This is a genomic window from Providencia sp. TYF-12, assembly GCF_041344805.1.
Classification (GTDB): Bacteria; Pseudomonadota; Gammaproteobacteria; order Enterobacterales; family Enterobacteriaceae; genus Providencia; species Providencia huashanensis.
This window is the reverse complement of sequence record NZ_CP166833.1, coordinates 2,161,481-2,178,441: the sequence shown is the minus strand read 5'-3', so window position 1 is coordinate 2,178,441 and position 16,961 is coordinate 2,161,481. Positions and strand designations below refer to the sequence as shown.

The window sequence follows — 16,961 nt, the reverse complement described above, 5'->3', positions numbered from 1 at the left end:
GATTAAGTCTCCCCACTACCACCGTGTTTGCCTACGTCAATATCTTTGCCTTCACTGTCATCCATAATTTCGACAGACTGAGAAATTACCCGCGATCCACACATGATTTCACCGTACGCGATAGGTACCGCCATCCCTTGAGCCACTGAGTTATCTAAGTTGCTGAAGTAGGTATTCCCTTTTTCTTCTTCAGAACGAGATAAACTGGCTCGCTTAGGAAGTGGAGTCAGCATCTGAGCAACGCCGCCCAGCATCATTGCGGCACCTGCTGACATCATCATGGTTGCAGCTGTCGCTGATATCCAAGCTGGCCCCCACCAACCCAGCCCCAAAATAGCGGCTCCTGCCACAAACTGGAAAACACCACCTGACTTAGCCCCTTCAATACGTGGCACAATATGGATAATCGCATTGGGTATTAGCGGCTCATAAATACGTTGATGAAGTTCATCAGGCTTAACATCAGAGCCGCTAATGCGGATCTGATACCAACCTTCGCGGAATTGCTGTTTAAGATTGGGAATTTGAAGAAATAAGGCATGAAGCCCTTCCGCTGCAGTTTTTATATTTAAATCGAATCGACGGCCAAATCGTTGTAAATCCCCATAAAGTCGGATGGTAGCCAACTGCGGTAACGCCAAATCGAGTGAGTCATTTTTTGCCATCTTTCGTTATAAACCTCACGTTTGCTTAATTGATTAGGGACGTGGTGCAGGATTGTTTGATCACCGAGATAGATTGCGGCATGATTTGCGCGAGAACTGGCGTAACAACACAAAATAATGTCACCGGGTTGGATATCTCTTTTGACTTGCTTAAAGCCATTTTCAGTCAAGTTATCTAAATAGAGCTCTTTACCTTGCCGCCACCAATTGTCTTCGCGATCAAAATCCGGCAATGAATGACCGGATAGATGATAAGCATCACGAAACAAGCCATAACAATCTGTAGAGCCATGAACAAACTCACGACCTAATAACTTAGGTACACATTCAAATTTGATAATTTTTTCATCACACGCTAACCACCAGGGGAGATGTGTTTTGAGCTGATGAGCTCTATCTGCTGAACTTAAGTAAGGCTTTCCATTTGGATGACTGTGAACAATAGCAGCCACATCACCTAAGCGTTCGGCTTGGATGTAGCTTTCAACTGCAATCGAGAAATGGTTTTCAGGATCGGCATGCTGATTTTCACAGGGAATATAAACCTCGGTACCCTCTTGAATAATCACAAGGCCGCACGACTCCTGTGGCGCCATGCTTTTAGCATGTTCCAGAATAGTTTGTTCTAACATAGGGGTCCTTATTGACTAAGGCGAGATGAGGAGAGGAAGCAGCCTATTCGATGTGTATTGTTTCTTAATTTACAATCAGATAACCGCTTTCCGCACTTGTCTTTTGCTGGATCTTGGGTTGGGTTCCCAAGTTCATCAGCTACTGGCTCACCTTTATAGCCGCACTCCTCACCCCGATAAGCAAAATTACACACATCAGAAAGAATGACTCGAGCTGGCAATGTTGCACCATCGGTTTCGGTTGGGGCGGCTAACTCGAAAGTCGCTGTTTCTGCGTTTATCGAGGTCAGTTGCTCAATTACCCATCGACTCACCTGCTCTTGAGTTGGATCGGCATTTTCATTACCACCAGCAAAATTATCCGCATCGAGAAACTTAGCGTCCGTTTTCCTACGGATCACTGTACCCCCGATGCCTGAATTTAACCGGCTAGCAATGCCATAAACCAAACCAAATAAATTTGATAATGAAATAGTTGGACGGGTTGATGGCCCTTTACCGTTAAACTCGAACCCCTCACCAACAATAGGATAAGGCTCATATTGTTGCCCTTGCCAAATAATCGGTTTTAATAATTCATTCGCACCATCATGAAAACGATAGCGAACACCACCGATATTGGTTAGATCTATTTCATATAATATGATTTCGGAGTCACCTTCAGTTTCAGTAACTGCAATAAGTAACTCAGGTGGGATGTTTTGCATTTTATTTACCTACAAAAAAACCACCCGAAGGTGGTTGTGTCACTATGAAAAAATTTTATTAATTACCTATAAGATTTAATATTTTTTTAATAAACTCACTTTGAATTCTTGTTGGTAGTTTTTCTGCAACATCATGAATATCATCATTATATTTTAATTTTAGCATGGCGGGAGTAACTCTGGGATTATGCTTTTTTATTTCAAATGCTAACTTTTTCACCCCATAGTCATTAATTACTTCCCTTCCATTTTTTATGCCAATTAATTCATCTATATTATAATTTAATAAAGAAAATGAATAATCAACACTTGAAGGACTCGCCTTTGCTACGTTTATATCACTACCACAATGTTTACATTTTATAGCATCAGTATTAATAGATTCCGCGCAAAATGGACATTTTTTTGTTACTGAGGATTTTTTACCAAAAATAGTCACCAATAAACCACACAAAATAATAAAGCAACTAATTAAAATGTAATTCTGTTTGTCTGTCATTAAGCCAATATTATTAACCCTTCCACCATATCCAGTTGCTACAGTAACATCCATTGCGAAAGAAGCTATAGCGCCAATTATGCCAATAACCAAAATAAATAGCCCAAATCCTTTCATAATGACCTCTAACTATGATAATTGGCATTATATTAGCGCATTGAAGCAAAAGAGAAAGCGATCAATCTTTAAAAAACTACCTGCTCAAATTCAGCACTGATAGTTTTGCGAATATTACCGTCATCCGAAGACCATTTTCTGCAAACAACTACAACTGCCGGCTGACTTTTTATAGGTTGAAACAAAAATGATTTTACACCGCCGTGACGAGCCAAAAACTCTAGTGCCTGATCTGCTTTTTCTAAAGGTAGCGATAAATTGACATTAAATTTTTTAAGCTGTGAATTCAGCCCATCTGATTTACGCTGTTCGTATCCATCACCAAAACGTACAGATCTTACTCGGGGTGAAAAATCCGTTTTCATCCCCGGTTTAATTGGCCAATTGAATATTTCCATTAAACCTCCATTATCTAGCCTTCACTCTGGAGGCTTTAAATTTACTTTATTAAGAGAATGAACCACCATCACGACGCTGCTTTCTCATGTAATCTTCAGCTCCTTTTTTACCCACTTCATAAACCGCCTTAAGTGCTTGAGGTCCAATCTCACCATTTGAACTATCATTCTGAATAGTGACATGGTTGGTTTGATAGAAATCACCAGAATTTTGCTTCGTATTCGCAGCAATAACACCTAGTTTTCCATCAATGCCACGGCGCAAAGGTAGTATCGCCTCTGGCCCCGCCTCCCCCATAAGTCCTGCACCGCGAGCAAAGGGGAATAAAGTTGGTTTAGAAACAATCTGACCACTATAAGCACTTAGACCAGGAGTGTTGTACACGCCACCATTAGCATTCGGTGTCACGCTACCAAAACCAAAGGCTTCAAACCCTTTAACAATGGTCATTTTAATCGCAATTTCAGCTAACATTTTTAGGATAGAGCGAGTGAAATCTTTAAAGTTAGCCTCACCCCCTGTGAGCGTTTCCGCCAGTTGAGAGCTAAAACCATTGAGCGTAGCTGAGGTTACATTTTGGATTTGCGCATTAGCATCCAACGCAGCATCACGATAATTACCCCAAGCCGTACTAGCGCCTGATACCCAATCCGTTTTTGCAGCATCCTCCTTATCAAAAGTAGCTTGCTTAGCTGATTTAACTTTGCCCCATTGTGGTGTGTCACCATAAACAGAGCGAAGCTGTTCCATTTCCAAGGCACGCTGAAGTTCTATGGTGGACTTACCCAGTGAATCAGCAATTGCTTTTTGCCTCGCCTCCTGTTGTTTGACATACTTATCAGCCTGATCCTGCAGTTTATTTAAGTGCTCTTGCTTGGCAATTTTGTCACCCAAATCCGCTAACTGCTTTTTATTCGCAAGAATACTTTCTTTATTTTTCAATAAAGATTGTTCATCAAGAGATAATTTACGAGTCTTTCGAGCTTCTTCTAAAACTTCAAATTTAGCCAACTCCAATTGCAGGTTTTTACGTTGCTGACTAAGGAAATCAGTTGCTGAAGAATGCTGCTCAAGAAGTCTTAATTGTGCCTGAAGAGATGTAACCTCTGCTTGTGCTGACTCGTCATGCCGAGTGCCCATATCAGGTTTATAGGCTTTCCCTTTCGGTGTTTTACGGTCTAGCTCTTTTTGGTATCGTTCCTTTTCTCGCTTAATGGCTTCATCTTTTGCGGCTTGAGAAGCATATTCATCATTCCTGATTCGCCTCAATTCACTTTGATGTTTTTCTTCTGCGGTTTCATATTTCTTTTTTAATGCTAAGTCTGCTTCAAGCTGCTTCTTCATTCTCTCATTAAACGCAGTAATAGCATTTGTTCCCGCTTTAAATGATTTCTCATTGGCTACTTGATTTTGCAGGATTTTAATCTCTGACGTGAGATTTTTAACTAAAGTTTTGTTTGCCTCTAAATTTCTTGTGGCATTTTGATTTAAAAAAGACTCAGAATTTCTTCCAACCCCATAACCTGTTGTATCTGGCGCCCCCCCTTTTTCTGCTAGCTCGAGTTCTTTTTTAATCGCAGCCAATTGCTTAACTTTTGCGTCTAACTTTTCTTGTACAGAAACTGAACGACCTACATTAAGCATCTGGTTCCATGCGTTTTGAGCTGCTTCCCCAACCCATTTCCATGCAGTTTCAAGCGTCCCTAAATTTTCACTTATTTGCTTGGTCCGTTCATTCATTGAGGTAGAAAAAAGCTCCCATGCTAATTTAGTTGCCTCAGTCTTCCTCCCTTGCTCCTCTAGCGTAGTTATTTGCTCAAGTTGTGCCGCTGTCAAAAAATGAAGGGATTTGTCCAGTTCCATGACCGCTTGAACTGGCTGATCTTTAAGGCGCTGAAATTGCTTGATAGTTTCATCAATAGATTGCCCTGTAGCCTTTTCCATTTTTGCCGCAACACCAGCAACCATATCAACTTGAGAGCCAGTGAATGAGCCAGAACCCACCACTTGAGCTAACGTATCCGCCATTTTGTACTGTGTGATGCCATCACCCGAAAGGGATTTGGCTAAGGCGTTAAGTTCGCCTTGAGTTTTAGCGGCATAGTTTCCCGTTAAGATAAGCTGTTTATTGTACTCGGTGAGCTCCTTAGATCCTTGGTATGCAGCAACACCAAAAGCCGTTAGTGCACCAGCGCCGGCAAACATAGCCACTTTCCATGGTGTAATTAAGGAGGTGATCGCTTTTAGTGAATTACCAAAACCACCAAAAGAATCTTTAATTTACCCGCCTTGCTGAACAGCCACTAACCATGGTGGCATGCCAGAAGCCAAAGAAGTAACAATATCGGTCATTTGCATAGGTAATTGACGCATAGCTTGACGATACTGGCCAGAGGTTAAGGTTACCCCCTTCATGACACTATTTTGCTTTTCCAGCTTACGAATATAAATATCCGCTGAACTCGAAACGCCAAGCTGCGCGGCTTGTAATCGCAGCATTTCAGTACGTGACAAGTTTTGCTGTGTGACCTGTTCTTTTAACTTATTAATAAAACGCTGCTTGGCTTGTGCTGCGCTATTTTCTGACTGTGTAATGGATTTTGATGTACCAATTGCTTGCGAGGTAAGCGCCTGATAATCTTTGACATGCAATAATCCCTGCTGCATGTCCTTGTTCATTTTGCGCTTAATTGCGCTCAGATCTTCTAATCCCTTACCATTCGCTTTAATTGCATCCAATTGGGCATAATATTGCTCAGCCAGTACTTCTTGGCTTCTGGCGTTTTGTGCTCGCCGTGCTTCAGCTTGAATGAGCCCCTGTATATTTTTGTGTGCTGCATCCAATTCAGCATTAGCCCGTTTGCACTCGCTGGCTAATTTTCGCTCAGCTGAAATAGACTCATTTTCAAACTGCTTGAGTTGTGACCGTGAGCGTGCAAGTGCCGCTTCCGCCCTCGCCGCTTGCTTGGCTAAGGCGTCTTGACGCATTTTTTCAAATCGCTGCTCATCGCGCTCTTGCTTTTCTAGTTCGCGCTGAACTCGACCGGCTTTTTCAAGAAATTCGGTTGTATTCGCGCCAATCTTAATCTCAAGATCCGCTATTTGGTTGCTCATACCGCACCCCTCCTGATATGCCCTCACTGGCTAACTGAATGGCTTCGTCTGACATTTCTCCCTCATCTACCTCAACATCAGTTAGCAACATAAAATCGGTCAACTCGGTTTTTGTGCCACTCATTGCCATATAAAGAGAGGTGTGCAAGGCAGCAAATTCAATATCAACAAGTTGAGGCATAAAAGGCGTCTTGCTGAAGTGTGTCACCCAATCACTAAACTCGGAGGCACTCATTTCACTTAGCATTCGACGCCAATCTGGACGCCCGAATTCACGCGCAAGTCGCAAAGCAAAAATACGCTCACGGCTGGCTACTTTTCCAACGTGATAAGCTCACCGTCTTCCGCTTCATCGTCATCACTCTCAGAACTCGACATGCCGCTGATTTCCGAGATAGCGCGAACCGCTTCGCTTAATGCATCCATGCTCCATGTTTGCGCGATTTCGTCGTAGAGATCATCAATGTCACGATCGCGGTCTTCATGCCAACGTGAGCGAGAAACCAGCCATGCTTGGCTTTCTACCATTGAGCGCATTGATTTAGCATCTTTTTCAGCACCTTCAAGCCCTTCAGTTTCTTTCTCTTTTTTAGCTAGAAAATCAAAGTAATCTGCACGTTGCAGAGCGGATAGCTCATAGAGAACAACATTTTCATCGCTAATAGTGATTTCTTTTTTCTTTAAAAACATATCGATACCTTTTCATTAATAATAAAAAAGGCCGCTGAGCGACCTATGCAATTTGATTTGAAAACTCCATTTCCGCAAAGTCTTCAAGCAAAACCGATATTTTCTGTATTGCCTCATCCGTTAACTCTTCATTCATGCACCAAGAAACCAGCACCGTCGGATCTGGTAGGTATTCTCTTTTCAGCATATCGAAGAACAGCATGCTTAATTCGAGGTCACTTTTATAATCTTCCTGATAGTATGATTTTAAGAAGTTAGCCAGCGACTCAACACTAAACTTAATATCTCCTAGCGATGAACGAAAAACAGGCCGCTTATGCATGGCGACCTGTCTAATCAAAAATAACTCGCTGACGACCAGTGAAAAGATTTCTACTTGCTTACTGTAATCTTGCTGCATGCCGCTCTCCATGTGCTGATGGATAAAGCAGTTGCATTTGCCCTTTAACATCAAAGGCAGCCATACAACGAGCATCGAAGTCTTTGTAGTCAACAGAACTATTGGCAATATTTGTTACTGCTACCATTTGCTGTTCTACCGCATGCATGGCATCACCTTTCAGGTACTGATGGATTTTTTCTCTGTCGCCTTTATTTTCTTTGACTGATTCATAGACATAATCAGGTAATGCAACGCCATAAACCCATTTAGCCGTGATACCAGCGAACAATAATGGACAACCGCCAACATGACCAAAATAAGGAGTACCCGACATCTTTGATAGCGCTCTGTAATAGGGTTCTTGAAATCGCTTTTCCCATTCAGTAGCCTCTTTATATGTTAGTAACCCAATAACCTGATCTTCGGTCAATGTCATACTCTGTGACATCAACATGTTTTTAATGTGTCGGTCACAAGCGCGAGCAAATTTTGGTGATAACCATCTTGCGAACTCAATTACTAATTCAGGATGGATCCAAGTGCCGCCATGTCGCCCTTTTTCTACTCGAACTAAAAGGGGAGAAATCTCCTCTTTAGAATTATACGCTTCAATATCAAGCTCTTTACCAACCTCATAGATATATTCTTTAGTTGATGAGACCCTTAACCAGTCTTTGGTTAGTTTTCCAAAGTGCCTAGCTGCTGTTGTAGCATTAACCCAGCAATCACCATTAAACGGGATCAAGGTTTCGTCATACTTCATAGGTACGATTTTAATCATTGCATATTTCCTATAGAAAGGGAGCCTGTAGCACAGAAAAGCCGCCCCAAGAGAGCTTGCCAGCTATAACGGCAGTTCTCAGGCTCACTTTCTGTAGGCTCTTGGTATTTTTGTGTGCGTGCTATGCACAGGATGAAATGTATATAAAAAAGCCACATTCCTGTGGCTATATAATTGATTTAAAAGTTTTATTACTCTTTTGGTTGAGGTGCCGTCTTACCCGATGGCTTCGGTGTAATTTCTTCCGCCATTGTTGGGCGACCGGTATTTTTAATTTTTACCGTACGCGTCATGGTTTCTTTGATCGGAATGGATTTACCTAAGGCGCTAATCCAGCCTTTAAATAAATCCAGCGTGCCATTCGGGTACGAAATTTTGTAAAAGCGCGGCAAGCCTTCATCAAACCACTCAATCAGGTCTTTTTGCCCTTCCTCGCCCGGTAACCAAGCAAGAGTAATACTGGTTTCACCTGAGGATTTCTCACCTTGAGTGGTGTTTTCCCAGTCCCCATCAGGATCATCAAGGTAGCTATCATCTTCACTTGCCGCCGTGATTTCTCCCGGCTCCAGTGACTTAATTTTAGCTAATCGAATAAAGCCCGTTTCGCTAAAGGGATCTTGGGTTGGGTCACCCGTGCCGGTATAGACCCAAAGTGTGGTACCTGCCCCCTTGGTGGGAGCTAATGGATTTGGTACTTTTGCCATCGTAAAATTCCTTACATGTCATATTCAATTTGGTAGGTGATATCAACCGAAGCCCATAACGCCATTTCATCATCGCGATCATAATCAAACCCTTTCGGGGTCATATCGGTTAATACATCACCTAAACTGCTCATGCTTTCGATAGCTGGATATAGCTTTTCTTCCACCCAGTTATCTAAATCAGAGTCAGTTTTGGCGGCTTTTAAAAAAAGCTCGATATGAAGGATGGCCGTCCATTGGTTGCTATCAAGGTACCGTGGATCAGGGTGGGGCTCTGTTAAATAAACAGCGACGACAGGCAGCTCACTTTCATCAAAGTTAACGGGTCGCCCGTCATAAGTTGATAATTTTGGGAGGCTAGTCTTGAGTCCCTCAATCACCAACTGGCGGATCTTGGTGTGCTTAATCATTATCCCCCCTTAAAATAAAGCCGTAATTGGTTATTCAAGGCGTATTGCATTTCTTTGCTCATATCCTCCTCACGAACTTTAATAGCGTGCTCTTCAAAGGCTTCTGTTAACGGTTTGGATACGGGAATTTTGACAACATCAATCGGGTAACGGCTTAAGCTAAGCCGTTGCATGACATGCCATTTACCATTTTTTAGCTGCTGAATAAACGCACCTTTAAAGGTGAATTTACCCACTTTTAAAACACTGCCATGCCGCCTATCGACTCCCCGACGACGAGATAATTGAACACGCGCCGTGCCGAGCACAATCGCAGGTAAATTACCTCTGTTTACTGTGATCCGCGCTTTAGGGGTGCCTTGCTTTACACTGGCTTTCTTAAGCCTTACACGCTTACGGATGATCTTTTGTTGGATTTTGACTTCTTTGGAAACTTGTTTGACACTGCGGCTAACGGCTCTTGCCGCAATCCGATTTATTGCCTGTGCCGTGGCAATCGGCGTCACTTTATCAACGATAATGCCAAGATTACGAACCGCTTCATCTTTCCCCTTCATCGTCATCAACCTCTAAAAAAATCATCCACTTACCGTTGAATCTTTGTCGGCGAGTGGCCTTATAATGGAGACCATCTGCGATGACACTGTCATTCTTCCCAGGCTTGTACGTATCAGAAAAAATGACATAAGAAAGTCCATCCCCCGTAACAGGGCCGAAGTCAGGTAAGAAATGAGATTCCACCCCAATATAACCAACACCGTTAATTATGATGGGCTTCCCCATTCGCTTTGCAGTGAGTGCGTCCATGCGTTCTGCAAACCGTTCAAACGCACTCATAAATTAACCGCCTGCTGCCACGGCTGCTGGAAAAATATTAAGCTTTACAGGCACTAACTCCGCACCCGCTTCAGCCGCCCCCCATGTAATACCAACAGGAACGCCACCTTTATCCGCAACAACCCCTTTATCACCTGTCACCGCTTGACCTGCGGTTAATGCAACGCCTGCCTTTTTCTTTAGTAAAAAGACACCCTCTGCAAAACCATCCCCCGTCTCCCCAGGTTCAATATTTGTCGCTGCGACACAAGCCAATGCGCCCACCATGACCAAATCTCCACTGAGAATAGCGGTTGTGCCTGTATTGATAACTTCAACAGTTAGCCCCTGTTGTTGATAATTCTTAGCCATAACTTCTCCTTCTGGCCCCGAAGAGCCAGATTTTAGGTATAAAAAAAGCCCGTTAGGGCGAGAGTATTGTACTTTTAATACGAATTATGCCGCTTCCACACGCACCAGACCGCGATAATCAACAGGGGCAACGCCTGCATCGATGCGGACTTTAGTGGTTACACCGTCAGAAGTGAAACCTTCTTGCTGGTCGATGTAAGGCGTATCAACACCATTTAAATAAGCAACTTCAATGGTATCAGTACCTTTTGCTGAGGTCATATACCAAGTGGTATCACTGTTGATATCCAGACGGGGCTCTGTGATGATTTCAGCGATATTACGGATTGGGTTAATAATATTAGCGTTCACATCTGCGCCTTTTACGCTGCCTGAACCTACTACCTGAATGGCGGCGATTTCTAACGCGGTCGGCACAAGCATAAAGGCAGGGCGAATATTTAACGTACGTTCACCTTCTTTTTGCTTACGCATAGCGGTTCTGCCGTTACCAATAGTATCAACATCCATCCCTCCCTTGATCGTGTTGCCATGATCAGCACTAAAGAGGGGTTTGTTATCGGACCGCATTTTTTCATTTTTGGTTAAAATAACGTAAACCAAATCACCAATCGTCGCTTTTGCTGCACTCCCCAATTTCATTGGAATATCGGTTAGCATGGACATGTCGTCATTAATAATGGCTTGACGAGAAATGCTAAACAACTCTCCATAAGTCGCCAGTGCAATCGTTTCTTTTTTGTCGCTGGTCGTTACGTATTTATATTCTGCCCCTTCACGAACTGTGCGAAGTGAATTGAAGCCCCCCATCCCGACACGCGTTGCGGTTTTAAAGTCACTGAGTTGGCCTTTCTTCGTCCACAAATCAAAAGTTTCCTCTGCTTCATTCCATCCCTGTAAAATGGATTTATTGGCAACATCGAGGAGAATATTACCGAAATCAGAGGTTGTATGCGTAAAAGCCATCGCAATCATTTGCATTGGATTGTAACTCGCAACACCCACGCCGCGATCAGCTAATGACATACGCGCCAATTCACGTAACGTCATGCAGTTATATGGGTTATCGGCTTGGGTTTCATCATAACCCGCACGTGCCATCAATGATGCACGGACGCTATCACCTACGATATTGCCGTTATTTGCATAAATATGAGCACCGTAATTATTTGTATTTGTTGGTGTCGCTTCTTTAGCAACCAAATCTAAAATTTTGTCTTTTGCCTGCTCGACGGTGCAGTTGATATCTGTCAGACACTCAACCATGACGCTGTCATGCTTACCGCCAAACATCGCAAATAAATCTTTAATGCCATTCATACGCGTTTGTTCAGCTTGTCGTGCTTGCGCTTGAATGCTTGCCGTATCTGGCTGTTGTGTATTAGTTGGATTTTGTGATTGTGGTGCAGGCTCTGCCACCGGTGCGCTTGATGTTGTTGTGTTTCGCGGATTAGCGAGACTGTTTTTTAACGTATTTTTTAATGAGTTCGGCATGGATTTAAATTCCTCAATGCGTTTAGATGAAAGACTGGCCATGGCTTTAACCGGCTCAATCACAGTATTAGCAAAACCGTGTTCCACACACTCTTCTGCCGTTAACCATGTCTCTTCACCGAGCATGGCTTCAATTTCTTCTTTGGTTTTCCCTGTTTTCTCCATGTAGGCAGGGATTAAGACGTTTTCAACCTTGTCGAGCAGATCAGCGTAATCGCGCATATCATTAGCATCACCCCACGACACGCCCCAAGGTTTATGGATCATCATCATGGCATTGGTTGGCATAATGATTTCATCACCCACCATGGCAATAACTGACGCCATAGAAGCCGCTAATCCATCGATATAAGCCGTAATCGTGGCATTGTGGTTTTTCAGTTGGTTATAAATGGCGATACCCTCAAAAACTTCACCTCCGGGCGAATGAATATGAAGGTTGATGTGGTTGATATTACCGAGGGAAATTAAATCTTCGGTAAATCGCCGGGCGCTTATCCCCCACATGCCAATTTCGTCATAAATATAAATATCGGCTGAAGTCTCACTGGTCGCTTTCATTTGAAACCAGCTCTTCTCCGGTGCCGACATTAGCGGTTTACTCATCGTCGTGCTGTTTTTTGGTCGCATGAGATGTGTGTTTATCGTCTGCATTGTCGTTACCTTTGTCATTGGCGGGATCTGTGTCATAAACCAATCCAAGCCGTTCATTTTCATCAATTTCCGCTTTGCGGCGCCGTTTAACTTCTGCAGGGTTACCACCTCTAGCGCGAACCCAATCACTCTCTGTTGCCGCCCCTCCTCGAATTTGTGTTTTCCATGCCGCTGACTCTTTAAGTGGATCTATCCACGGCATAACTGGTCCGCTGTAAGTCGCGTTATACAGTGAGCTGCGGTCAACATCAGCCGGAACCACAATCACGCCTGCAGCGATAGCCATCTGTAACCATTGTCGATAAACAGGTCGGCTAACTGAGCCGCAGAAGGTATCTTGCAAGATGTAATACCCCTCAAATGATTCCACCAGCTCTTGCCGCTGCGCGCTGTATGTCCCGTTATAATCCCGTGCGATACTGGAATAACTACCGCGACTTCCCGCTGCAACTGCTCTAAGTTGACCATTCCGGAAGTTTTCAAGGTTTGGATTGGGCCTATCAGACTTGATCATGCCAACATCTTCACCGGGCCGTAATTCATCAAAAATAATCCCGGGAACAATATCGATAGTGCGGTCCTCATATTCCCGCTCATCATCGTAAGTCCCTGCATCACCTTTCTTGATGTACATCCCTAGAGAGGCGGCGATACGTGCGGCCGTCAACTCTGCATCTTCGTAGTCTTTTAGAGCACTTAAACGCATTAAGATGCCGGAAAATAAACTATTACCGCGCAGTTGATGTAATCGACGCACATATTTCAAGTGCAGCATGTTTTCCGTCAGGATAGATTTAAGCTCCCCCATCTGCTGGCCTGCGGTTAACAAGCTTTTATAAACAAAGTAAGTTTGTGGGCGGCCCCAATCATTTAATTGGATCCCCTGTCGGATATTTTTCCCTGTATCATCCAAATGAATCGGAACGAAGTCAGGCTCAAGTGCTTCAAGCCAAAATGGAATACCCGCTTGCTTATCAAGCCCTTTCTGATTTCCTCTGACTAATTGAGCAAAAACTTCACCATCACGGATCCATGTTCGAACCAAAAGACGCTCAAGCATTGGACGGGTAAATTGTCCTGTCACCTCTGGACGAATGGACCATTCAGACCATGCCGTTCTGATTTGCTTGGCGAGGTCATCATGGATCTGCCCTGTAAGTGATAGTGGCTGTGGTTCAACAATAATCCCCTTGCTACCAACAATGCGCTCTTCCATTTTGTCGAGAATACCAATCACAAGGTCGTGATTATTATCTAGCCATCGCGCTTGCTCACGTAAGGATTTACCACCAACTTGCGTTAATTGGTTTGCATTTCGGTTCTCTCGACGCGCCTTATGAAGTCGAGAAGGATTGGCGGCTTCATAAGCTTGAATGGCATAACGTGACTTGGCTCGTTGACTCGCCCATGACGGTGAAAATACCGCAATCGCCTTCTCCAACATATTCATGAGAGCCTCGCTAATTTATAACCAGGTGACTTGCGATTAGCGGCGCTACTTTGTGAATATCGATACTCCCAATATTCTCGCCCCTTACGGATCTCGCTAAGGTTTTCCATTGTCATTGACTGCCCGTTAAATGTAATACTCTTCCCCTGCAGTATTTCCATTTCTGCTTTTAAATATGCATCTAGCATTTCTTTGATTTGTTCACGGGTCATACCCATCCCCCTGAAGTTGCAGACACAGGAGCCCATGCCGTGCTTGCGCTAGGCGTGGTTTCTTGTGTTTCTGTTTGAATTGGTGTTGATTTTTGAGGAGGTTGATTAGGCGCTGGACGAGATAGTTTAACATCACTGATATCCGGCAACCGAGCCCATTTAGGCGGGTTCTCACATTTGATTTTTTCGTAACCAAGCAAAATTACCAACGCATGCGCATAGACCATTAAGTCAAATGCTTCGTTAGCCCCTTTACCCGGTTTACTCCATTTCCCGTTACTGTCGCGCTCTTCATACGTCAATTCATCGTAGAAAGAATCATCAAGCCAATCTGGGAAATGAATATAGTTAGGGCCAACGGTGTCTCGCCCAAGATGAGCAGAAATGCGATCTTTAAGTTCATTGGTTTGTAATAAATGAATAGGTACATCACCCCGCGCTTTTGCTCGGCGATCTGAACGATTAGTGTTATCAGGGTAAGATTTAGTAATCAGCTTGCTTTTCGCTTTACCATCCCCCTTAAATAAATAAACTCGCCTCGCTAACCCTTCCTTCTTACATTGTCGCCAAAATTTATACGCGTTATCAGTTACCCCTTCTTCCCCACCGGTATCTATTGCCATGCAATGGACGCCCATTTCTATATTGTCATTTCCTTGAATTGGGTAGGTTTTATCGAGCACATCTGTAATGAGAACATCCCAGTCTTCCGCATAAGATGAAGGATTAATAGGCTGTGATTCGCCATCTTCATTTATTCTTAATGAATGAGTGATATCAAATCGGTCAATGATCCAGCGCTCACCTCTGGCGCCATAGCCTGTGACTTGAACGACAAAACGCCGCTTTTTACCGCCCTGAACGTCAATAGTTGCAACGAGAAAACGAACGCCATTAGGCACTGAGCCATAGTCCCAATACTCTGCTCGGGCTTTAAGATCATCGCCGCTTCGCTGCTCTTGACTGATTTTTGCTAAATAAGGTTGCCCCCAGTCGGTATTAATAACAGACTTTAGTGTTTCTTCACTACCGGTTCGCTCGTATTCTTGCTCCGCATTGAGTAAGTTATAAACTAACTTTTCCCATGTTTGATAAGCGGCTGCGGGGCCTTCCATCCAAAATGAAGCAATGCGCGACTCCCTTGGCTCACCTGTCACAACGCCATTTTGGTCAATAGACTGCCCCTCTTTGAGCCAAATACCTTTATTATTTAACGCTCTTTTCTGGTCAGGTTCAATGAGCCCAAGACAGTGTGGACACTGTAATCGAGCGGCTTTGCTGCCCACTGTTGGGTCATCCCCTTCGTTAAAACCCACCATGTTTTCTCGAATGGGCAAGAAATATTCCGAACAGTGCGGGCATGGCCAATACCAACGACGACGATCGCCACGATTATAAAGTGACAAAATCCCCGTTGTAGGTGGGGCTTCGTGAGGTGTATTTCGTCGCCATTTGCTGTCTGTTATCTCTCGACCAGGGGAGCTTTCAACCAGTGTTTTCCCTGCGGACATGAATGTGGTTGTTCGCTTTGCGGCTAACGTATAAGCATCCCCTTCACCATCAACATCTTCGGGAAATCGGTCATAATCCGTTAAAGCAACAAAACGATAATCCGAAGAGGACATAATATTGACGGATGGCCAGCCAATTTTTAAGTAATTTCCAGCCCTAAATGTTTTGTCATGGACGTTATTATCATTTCGGTGTGGGCTTAGTCTTTTAGCTACTTCGCGACTAGATCGAAAAGTTCTATCCAATCGCTTTTTAGAGTGCTCTCGCGCTTTTTCTTCTGTCATTTGGATGAGAAGAAAATCCGCAGGGTCACACACAATGACATAAACAATCCAACCATCAATTAACCCCAGTGATTTCCCCGTACGGGCTGGACCAACAAATATCACCGAATCATACCGGCGATCTGCAAGGCAATTCATGGGTTCAATAATATAAGGTGTTAATGAGTCATCCCACGGAATGGAAGAGCCTTCACCCATGGGCACCCGCATGTATTTTTTCACTGCCTGAGCAATTGGCATTCTACGTGGCGCTTTTAGTAAGGATGCAACATCCTTTCTTACTGTTGATGCTGAGGCATAATTTACTGTCATTCGTCAAAATCCTCCGCATCCATCACGCGAGCAGCGAGAATATCCCGTAATTCATCGACAATGATTTGCACCTCAGTGAGCTGTTCAGCATTCCAACCTTTATCTCGCTCTAATTTATCGGGCCATGTATCTAAAACTTGGGTTATTGCTTTAACCAGTACCGCCATTTCCAAATGTACATCGGCAACAGGAACTAATTGTTTAAGCGTAGTTTCCAACTTAATTCTTTCATTTTCAGACTGATACCAATCCTTACGCTCTTTAGGTGGCATTAGTGTGGGATCTTGAAGATTATTTGTATTTACATCGGGGTCGGCACCGAAAAGTATCGGTCCGATATCTCGCAAGGCATAAACGGGATTGCCTCGCACAATATTGGCAATGGGAGTATTTGCATCGAGCAATCGCTTTTTAACTGTTCCGCGATTTAAGCCGAATGCTTCAGCAATCTTAGCCACGCTCCAGTTGTAGGCGTCCCCCAGATTGCTGATGTTGGACATTGACACCTCACTCTGTCAGGTGAAAACTGATATTTTTATTTATTATCAGATAGATATAACACATTGAGGTGACAACTCATTTTGAAAGTTGTCACCTCAATGTCGATATTTTCAAATTAAATCAAAAAGTTAAATCACCTGCTGCTGACAGCATGAAAAATTGAAAACGAGCCGTTTTCCGCGCGCGCGGCGCCTCGTGGTAAGGGTACCCCCTCAGGAGTACCTTTTGAATTATGCGTAAAATTAATCAATCTA

General features: G+C 43.7%; 19 protein-coding genes and 2 pseudogenes. All 21 read right to left on the bottom strand.

All coding sequences use genetic code 11. From position 1 onward, the window contains the following. Positions 1–2: 2 nt before the first annotated feature. Positions 3–665: a tail assembly protein gene (locus ABE954_RS09800; protein ID WP_264403796.1), complete on the bottom strand. Its 663-nt coding sequence runs from the start codon at positions 663–665 to the stop codon at positions 3–5. Next, the gene (locus ABE954_RS09795; RefSeq protein WP_264403795.1) at positions 569–1,297 is read right to left on the bottom strand and encodes a C40 family peptidase; all 729 of its coding nucleotides are present in this window, start codon (positions 1,295–1,297) and stop codon (positions 569–571) included. The genes ABE954_RS09800 and ABE954_RS09795 overlap by 97 nt, the downstream gene beginning before the upstream one ends. A gap of 8 nt (positions 1,298–1,305) precedes the next feature. Continuing rightward, positions 1,306–2,004, bottom strand: a complete 699-nt coding sequence (locus ABE954_RS09790) for a phage minor tail protein L (RefSeq protein WP_371025876.1) — start codon at positions 2,002–2,004, stop codon at positions 1,306–1,308. Between the two features lie 58 nt (positions 2,005–2,062). Continuing rightward, on the bottom strand, positions 2,063–2,620 hold the full coding sequence (locus ABE954_RS09785) for a zinc ribbon domain-containing protein (protein ID WP_264403793.1): 558 nt from the start codon (positions 2,618–2,620) through the stop codon (positions 2,063–2,065). A 68-nt stretch (positions 2,621–2,688) separates the two neighbouring features. Next, the gene (locus ABE954_RS09780) at positions 2,689–3,018 is read right to left on the bottom strand and encodes a phage tail protein (RefSeq protein ID WP_371025875.1); all 330 of its coding nucleotides are present in this window, start codon (positions 3,016–3,018) and stop codon (positions 2,689–2,691) included. A gap of 49 nt (positions 3,019–3,067) precedes the next feature. Then, the gene (locus tag ABE954_RS09775; RefSeq protein ID WP_371025896.1) at positions 3,068–4,159 is read right to left on the bottom strand and encodes a phage tail tape measure protein; all 1,092 of its coding nucleotides are present in this window, start codon (positions 4,157–4,159) and stop codon (positions 3,068–3,070) included. A 729-nt stretch (positions 4,160–4,888) separates the two neighbouring features. Further along, positions 4,889–6,007 (bottom strand): annotated as a pseudogene (locus tag ABE954_RS09770) (phage tail length tape measure family protein); the annotation flags it as partial. A gap of 100 nt (positions 6,008–6,107) precedes the next feature. Beyond that, the gene (locus tag ABE954_RS09765) at positions 6,108–6,422 is read right to left on the bottom strand and encodes a phage tail assembly protein T (RefSeq protein ID WP_181489613.1); all 315 of its coding nucleotides are present in this window, start codon (positions 6,420–6,422) and stop codon (positions 6,108–6,110) included. 23 nt (positions 6,423–6,445) lie between these two features. After that, entirely contained in the window at positions 6,446–6,823 is a 378-nt protein-coding gene (gene gpG, locus ABE954_RS09760; RefSeq protein WP_211888377.1) for a phage tail assembly chaperone G, read from the bottom strand. A gap of 43 nt (positions 6,824–6,866) precedes the next feature. Further along, positions 6,867–7,223, bottom strand: coding sequence for a hypothetical protein (locus tag ABE954_RS09755; protein WP_369099342.1), 357 nt, complete (start codon positions 7,221–7,223; stop codon positions 6,867–6,869). Further along, positions 7,204–7,986 (bottom strand): KilA-N domain-containing protein, encoded by a 783-nt coding sequence (locus tag ABE954_RS09750; protein ID WP_369099340.1) that lies wholly within the window; start codon positions 7,984–7,986, stop codon positions 7,204–7,206. Before ABE954_RS09750 ends, ABE954_RS09755 begins: the two co-directional genes overlap by 20 nt. Positions 7,987–8,198: 212 nt before the next feature. Beyond that, a pseudogene (locus ABE954_RS09745) lies at positions 8,199–8,690 on the bottom strand (phage tail tube protein); the annotation flags it as partial. Between the two features lie 11 nt (positions 8,691–8,701). Next, positions 8,702–9,100, bottom strand: a complete 399-nt coding sequence (gpU, locus tag ABE954_RS09740; protein WP_164528403.1) for a phage tail terminator protein — start codon at positions 9,098–9,100, stop codon at positions 8,702–8,704. Next, complete coding sequence (locus tag ABE954_RS09735) at positions 9,100–9,663, bottom strand: phage tail protein (RefSeq protein WP_172412309.1); 564 nt, start codon at positions 9,661–9,663, stop codon at positions 9,100–9,102. Before ABE954_RS09735 ends, gpU begins: the two co-directional genes overlap by 1 nt. Continuing rightward, positions 9,641–9,937, bottom strand: a complete 297-nt coding sequence (locus ABE954_RS09730; RefSeq protein WP_369099337.1) for an ATP-binding protein — start codon at positions 9,935–9,937, stop codon at positions 9,641–9,643. The genes ABE954_RS09735 and ABE954_RS09730 overlap by 23 nt, the downstream gene beginning before the upstream one ends. A gap of 3 nt (positions 9,938–9,940) precedes the next feature. Further along, entirely contained in the window at positions 9,941–10,288 is a 348-nt protein-coding gene (locus tag ABE954_RS09725; protein ID WP_371025874.1) for a DUF2190 family protein, read from the bottom strand. Positions 10,289–10,372: 84 nt separating this feature from the next. Further along, positions 10,373–12,412: a ClpP-like prohead protease/major capsid protein fusion protein gene (locus ABE954_RS09720; RefSeq protein ID WP_371025895.1), complete on the bottom strand. Its 2,040-nt coding sequence runs from the start codon at positions 12,410–12,412 to the stop codon at positions 10,373–10,375. Continuing rightward, the gene (locus tag ABE954_RS09715; protein ID WP_371025873.1) at positions 12,381–13,886 is read right to left on the bottom strand and encodes a phage portal protein; all 1,506 of its coding nucleotides are present in this window, start codon (positions 13,884–13,886) and stop codon (positions 12,381–12,383) included. The genes ABE954_RS09720 and ABE954_RS09715 overlap by 32 nt, the downstream gene beginning before the upstream one ends. Beyond that, positions 13,883–14,098 (bottom strand): hypothetical protein, encoded by a 216-nt coding sequence (locus tag ABE954_RS09710; protein ID WP_164565502.1) that lies wholly within the window; start codon positions 14,096–14,098, stop codon positions 13,883–13,885. Before ABE954_RS09710 ends, ABE954_RS09715 begins: the two co-directional genes overlap by 4 nt. After that, positions 14,095–16,206, bottom strand: coding sequence for a phage terminase large subunit family protein (locus ABE954_RS09705; protein ID WP_371025872.1), 2,112 nt, complete (start codon positions 16,204–16,206; stop codon positions 14,095–14,097). The genes ABE954_RS09710 and ABE954_RS09705 overlap by 4 nt, the downstream gene beginning before the upstream one ends. Beyond that, entirely contained in the window at positions 16,203–16,706 is a 504-nt protein-coding gene (locus ABE954_RS09700) for a DUF1441 family protein (RefSeq protein WP_110591874.1), read from the bottom strand. Before ABE954_RS09700 ends, ABE954_RS09705 begins: the two co-directional genes overlap by 4 nt. Positions 16,707–16,961 lie beyond the last annotated feature (255 nt).

What these genes read in the sequence shown, in the direction of transcription:
- ABE954_RS09800 (WP_264403796.1), bottom strand. Translation starts at nt 665, where the DNA reads ATGGCAAAAAATGACTCACTCGATTTGGCGTTACCGCAGTTGGCTACC.
- gpG (WP_211888377.1), bottom strand. Translation starts at nt 6,823, where the DNA reads ATGTTTTTAAAGAAAAAAGAAATCACTATTAGCGATGAAAATGTTGTT.
- ABE954_RS09785 (WP_264403793.1), bottom strand. Translation starts at nt 2,620, where the DNA reads ATGAAAGGATTTGGGCTATTTATTTTGGTTATTGGCATAATTGGCGCT.
- ABE954_RS09780 (WP_371025875.1), bottom strand. Translation starts at nt 3,018, where the DNA reads ATGGAAATATTCAATTGGCCAATTAAACCGGGGATGAAAACGGATTTT.
- ABE954_RS09705 (WP_371025872.1), bottom strand. Translation starts at nt 16,206, where the DNA reads ATGACAGTAAATTATGCCTCAGCATCAACAGTAAGAAAGGATGTTGCA.
- ABE954_RS09755 (WP_369099342.1), bottom strand. Translation starts at nt 7,223, where the DNA reads ATGCAGCAAGATTACAGTAAGCAAGTAGAAATCTTTTCACTGGTCGTC.
- ABE954_RS09790 (WP_371025876.1), bottom strand. Translation starts at nt 2,004, where the DNA reads ATGCAAAACATCCCACCTGAGTTACTTATTGCAGTTACTGAAACTGAA.
- ABE954_RS09730 (WP_369099337.1), bottom strand. Translation starts at nt 9,937, where the DNA reads ATGAGTGCGTTTGAACGGTTTGCAGAACGCATGGACGCACTCACTGCA.
- ABE954_RS09710 (WP_164565502.1), bottom strand. Translation starts at nt 14,098, where the DNA reads ATGACCCGTGAACAAATCAAAGAAATGCTAGATGCATATTTAAAAGCA.
- gpU (WP_164528403.1), bottom strand. Translation starts at nt 9,100, where the DNA reads ATGATTAAGCACACCAAGATCCGCCAGTTGGTGATTGAGGGACTCAAG.
- ABE954_RS09715 (WP_371025873.1), bottom strand. Translation starts at nt 13,886, where the DNA reads ATGAATATGTTGGAGAAGGCGATTGCGGTATTTTCACCGTCATGGGCG.
- ABE954_RS09725 (WP_371025874.1), bottom strand. Translation starts at nt 10,288, where the DNA reads ATGGCTAAGAATTATCAACAACAGGGGCTAACTGTTGAAGTTATCAAT.
- ABE954_RS09750 (WP_369099340.1), bottom strand. Translation starts at nt 7,986, where the DNA reads ATGATTAAAATCGTACCTATGAAGTATGACGAAACCTTGATCCCGTTT.
- ABE954_RS09735 (WP_172412309.1), bottom strand. Translation starts at nt 9,663, where the DNA reads ATGACGATGAAGGGGAAAGATGAAGCGGTTCGTAATCTTGGCATTATC.
- ABE954_RS09795 (WP_264403795.1), bottom strand. Translation starts at nt 1,297, where the DNA reads ATGTTAGAACAAACTATTCTGGAACATGCTAAAAGCATGGCGCCACAG.
- ABE954_RS09720 (WP_371025895.1), bottom strand. Translation starts at nt 12,412, where the DNA reads ATGCGACCAAAAAACAGCACGACGATGAGTAAACCGCTAATGTCGGCA.
- ABE954_RS09775 (WP_371025896.1), bottom strand. Translation starts at nt 4,159, where the DNA reads ATGGGCACTCGGCATGACGAGTCAGCACAAGCAGAGGTTACATCTCTT.
- ABE954_RS09700 (WP_110591874.1), bottom strand. Translation starts at nt 16,706, where the DNA reads ATGTCCAACATCAGCAATCTGGGGGACGCCTACAACTGGAGCGTGGCT.